Source organism: Sphingomonas sp. FUKUSWIS1, assembly GCF_000733135.1.
Classification (GTDB): domain Bacteria; phylum Pseudomonadota; class Alphaproteobacteria; order Sphingomonadales; family Sphingomonadaceae; genus Sphingomonas; species Sphingomonas aerolata.
In genome coordinates this window covers 25,115-29,362 of the sequence record NZ_JPJC01000083.1, presented here as the reverse complement: position 1 = coordinate 29,362, position 4,248 = coordinate 25,115, and the positions used below count along the sequence as shown (strand labels likewise).

Here is a 4,248-nt window from a genome sequence, read left to right as displayed (position 1 = left end):
CGCCAGCATCCCGAGCACATAGAGTGTCGTGCCGGTCGCATTATACCACGGCGTGTTCTTGAGCGGATCGCGCAGCAGCCGCACCATCAGCGCCAATTGCCCCGCCAGCAACGCCGCGACCAACAGCGCGATCAGCCCGTGCCCCCACAATGCCAGCAGGCCGATCACCGCGACCTGCGGGACCGCCATGACGATACAGGCCAGCCGGGCGGCGCGATCCACCCCCAGCACGACCGGCAGCGAGCGCAACCCCATCATCCGGTCGCCCTCGACCGCCTTGAAATCGTTGAGCGTCATGATGCCGTGCGCGCCGGCGGTGTAGAGGCCAAGTATGACCAGCACCGCAGCATCGGGCCAGTCGCCGGTCATCGCCGCCGCGCCGGTAAACCAGGTCAGCCCCTCATAGGTCAGCGCGACCACTGCGGGCCCCCAGATCCCGCTCGCCTTGAACCGGAATGGCGGCGCGCTATAGGCCCAGGCGCAGGCCAGCGCGACGCCGGTCGCCGCGAACACCAGCGGCCCCATCGCCGCCCCAACCGCTGCCGAGATCAGGCTGCCCGCGATCGCGATCCACAAGCCCCAACTGCCGGCGATCCGCCCCGACGGGATCGGCCGCAGCGGCTCGTTGATCGCATCGACATGGCGGTCGAACCAGTCATTGGCCGCCTGGCTCGTTCCGCAGACCAGCGGCCCCGTCAGCAGGATACCCCCGACAAGAAACGGCCAGCGATCGCCCAGCGGAACGCCCGACGACACGACCCCGCACAGGAACGCCCAGATCGGTGGAAACCAGGTGACCGGCTTGAGCAGTTCCAGCACGTCGCGAGCCGCGGGCGGCGGCATCGCGACACGGGAAGCGGACAGGCGATCCATGTCGCGAAGCTAGGATCAGACACCCTTATCTGTCAACATATGTTGACACCAATGCCGATGACCCTCGCGCGCTCAGCCGTCACCCGACACGAGATTGCCGAGGCCGTGGCGATGAAGCTTCGAATAGAGGCTTTGCCGACTCACGCCGAGCACCTCCGCCGCGGATGCGCGATTGTCCGACGTATAGGCCAGCGCCGCCTCGATGCAGAGCCGCTCGATCAGATCGGTGCTCTCGCGCACGATCTCTTTCAGCGACATGCGCCCCACCAGCTCGGTCAGTTGCTCGACCGATCGCGGCGTGTCGTGCGCGACCAGCGGCACCTGGCGCAGGCGACGTCCGACATGGCGGATCGTGAAGCCGAAACACTCGCTGCCACCCATCGGCGCGACCACGCCGGACACCTCGATCTCGGCCTGCGCACCCGCCGCGCCGCGCAGGATCGTCGCGACGTTGCGGACCGAGCCATGTTCACGCAGCTGCGCGACGATCAGCTCGAGATCGATGCCCGGCCGGCCCAGCCACGCGCCCAGCCGCGCGCCGATCAGCCGCTCGATCGACGGCATTTCAGTCAGTTCGACAAAGGCGGCATTCGCGGTCAGCACCACCAAGTCGCGATCGACCAGCACGAACGAATCGGGCATGCGCTCGACCACGTCGCCGAGTGTCGCCTCGTGCCGCCGCGCACCGACGACCGGCTCGACCGCCTCGATCCGGACGATCAGCGACGGGCTGCGCGCCTGACGGAACAGCTTCGCATCGATCCGCACGTCGACCGCGCGATCGTTCAGCCGCAGCGCGACCGGTGCGACATCGTCCGCCGCCTCCGCCGCACCGAGATGCGCGACCAGGTCGTCGCGATCATGCGGATCGACGATCGTGCTGACCGGTGCACCGACCAGCGTATCGGCGGCGGCATCGAGCAGCCGCAGCGCCGCCGGATTCGCCTCGCGGATACGGCGCGAGCCGGCATCGACGACCAGGATCGCATCGGACGCCATGTCGAACAGCATCCGGTACCGCGTCTCGGCCTGGCGCAGGCGGATATAGTCGCGCTCCAGCGCCTGTTGAGTCTGCAGCAGCCGCTGCTGCGTCGCCGCCGCGCCGCGCAGGTCGCGACCGATCGCGACGAGTCGATCGGGTGTTCCCAGCGACATCACCAGATAGCGGACCGGCACGTCGCCACCCGCCGCGGGATGCGTCACCTGTCGCCAGCGCGCGGGTTCGGGACTGCCCGCCGCCGCGAGCATCTCGGCCGCCTTGGGACGGCTTTCGACCGTCATCGTGTCCATCCAGCGTTCGCCGACCCAGCCGGCAAAGCCGTGATTGGCAAGATCACCCTGCGACACCGCCACGTCGAGGATCCGCCCATCGGCGGCAAGGATGAAGGCGACGTCGCCGACGGCCGCGAGCAGCGACGCGGCCACGCGCGCGCTCAAGGCCCCGGGCGCGGCGTCGGGGCGGGCGAAGGCCAGATGCGGGGAAGAGGCGATAGTCTTGTCCATCGACGAGCGTCGCGCTCCAATCTGCAGCAATCAATTACACGCCGTGGTCCCCCATGCGCTTTCGCGGAGAAGATCGCCGGCCAGTTTCAGCGCGAGTTTCGCATCGGACGCGGTACCATCGGCGCCGACTTTGGTGGCGAGATCCGGGTCTGCATTGAAAATCGCACCGCCGACCATGATGCAGACACGAGGATTTCGCGAAACCCCTCGCAACGCAGCAATGATCGATGCAAGTCCGGCGATATGGCAGTCGCAACTGATCGTCAATCCGATGATATCGAACCAGTCCGCCGTCGCGGCATCCAGCAACACGGGCGTTTCCGCGTCGTTGATCCGGTCCGTCAGCCAGCCGCCATGCCGAAAGACCTCGTCGAGGACGATCGTCCCGAAGCTGTGATGATCGCCCTGTAACGACGCGAATAATGCCCGATGTCGATCGCCCGGATCTGTCCGAATGCTGGGCATGCGGCCGGCAATCTCGTGCACGACTTCCTGCAGCCGCCACAACCCCATCGTGACATCGACGAAATCGCAGCGATCATCATCCCAATATTCACCGAGCAGGCGCGCGGCGGGTGCGAGCAGATCGACCATGACCGTCTCGACCGAAACACCGCGGTCGAGGATCGTCTCGATGTGCGCAAGCAGGCGGTCGGCATCGACCTGCATCACCAGCGGCGCGAAGATGCCCACCTCGACGCTGTCGATCGGGCCATCCGTCCCGATCTCGGCAGAGGGCATCGCCGCACTGGCATGTGCCGCCATCAGCCGCGGAATGATCTCGCATTCGATCAGCGCCGACAAAGGGCGATCATAGTCCCCGTCATCGCGACGCGGCCCCGGACCAAGATCTCGGCGGCCATCGCTCCAGTCCCGACGTGCAAACGACCCGGTGCTCCACCGGAAACCGCGCGAATAGTGAGTAACCGCTGCCATTACCGGCTCTCCCCAGCCTGGTCGACACGCCAACAACTACAGACCGGGACCTGCATTTGGCAGATTAGCGGCGACTCGCAGCATATCCCACTTGCAATTGACTGACAACCGGACGGTTTTGCTGCACCGCACAACCTGTTCCGAATTATGGACGTCCAAATAACTTGACACTTTTTGAGGGGCGGGCGTAAGGTCCGATCGGAACTTGGGCAGGCGGGGCGCGATGCAAGCGAACGACCTTTCTCCGGCAGATCGGCAGGGCGGCGCGGCCGTCCCGGGCTCCGGCCGGGCAGCCGCCCCGCTCTACACGCCGGACCAGCGCGAGCGCCGCGACTCGTCGGCCTGGACACTGGTCCAGGGGGTGCTCGCCCCGATCCAGTTCCTGATCTTCCTCGTCAGCCTGACGCTGGTGCTGCGCTATCTCGCGACGGGCGACGGCGTGGTCGCCGCCACGATATCGATCATGGTCAAGACGGGCGCGCTCTACGCGATCATGATCACCGGCGCGATCTGGGAGAAGCAAGTGTTCGGCCAATGGCTGTTCGCCCCCGCCTTCTTCTGGGAGGACGTGGTGAGCATGCTCGTGCTCGCGCTGCACACCGCCTATCTCGTCGCGCTCGCCCGCGACTTCGGCAGCGAGGCGGGACGCATGTGGCTCGCGCTCGCGGCCTATGCGAGCTACGTCGTCAATGCCGCGCAGTTCCTGATCAAGCTGCGGGCCGCGCGGTTGCAGCGTGCACCGGCGGGCATGGCCGCGTCATGACCGCCCCGCTTTCCACCCCCCTGCCCACCGCCCCCCTGCCAACCGCGCAGCATCTCGGCCGGACCGGGTGTGACGCCGCGCCGGTACTGCGCGAGCGCGGCCAGCGCGAGGTGTTCTGCGGACTCACCGGGATTATCTGGCTGCACCGCAAGATTCAGGACGCGTTCTTCCTC

At 66.9% G+C, this 4,248-nt stretch carries 4 protein-coding genes; 1 reads left to right on the top strand and 3 read right to left on the bottom strand.

From position 1 onward, the window contains the following. The 3 genes from chlG to sphsw_RS19680 form a co-directional block, all read right to left on the bottom strand. Positions 1-873, bottom strand: an 873-nt coding sequence (gene chlG / locus sphsw_RS06145) for a chlorophyll synthase ChlG (RefSeq protein WP_031439832.1), incomplete at its 3' end; no start/stop codon positions are given. Positions 874-945: 72 nt separating this feature from the next. Beyond that, on the bottom strand, positions 946-2,376 hold the full coding sequence (gene ppsR, locus sphsw_RS06140; protein WP_031439831.1) for a transcriptional regulator PpsR: 1,431 nt from the start codon (positions 2,374-2,376) through the stop codon (positions 946-948). 30 nt (positions 2,377-2,406) lie between these two features. Continuing rightward, positions 2,407-2,970 carry a cobalamin B12-binding domain-containing protein gene (locus sphsw_RS19680; RefSeq protein WP_160172609.1) on the bottom strand — a complete coding sequence of 188 codons (564 nt, stop codon included), beginning with the start codon at positions 2,968-2,970 and terminating at the stop codon, positions 2,407-2,409. A 565-nt stretch (positions 2,971-3,535) separates the two neighbouring features. Here sphsw_RS19680 and bchF point away from each other — a divergent pair. Next, complete coding sequence (gene bchF, locus sphsw_RS06130; protein ID WP_042466658.1) at positions 3,536-4,075, top strand: 2-vinyl bacteriochlorophyllide hydratase; 540 nt, start codon at positions 3,536-3,538, stop codon at positions 4,073-4,075. Positions 4,076-4,248 lie beyond the last annotated feature (173 nt).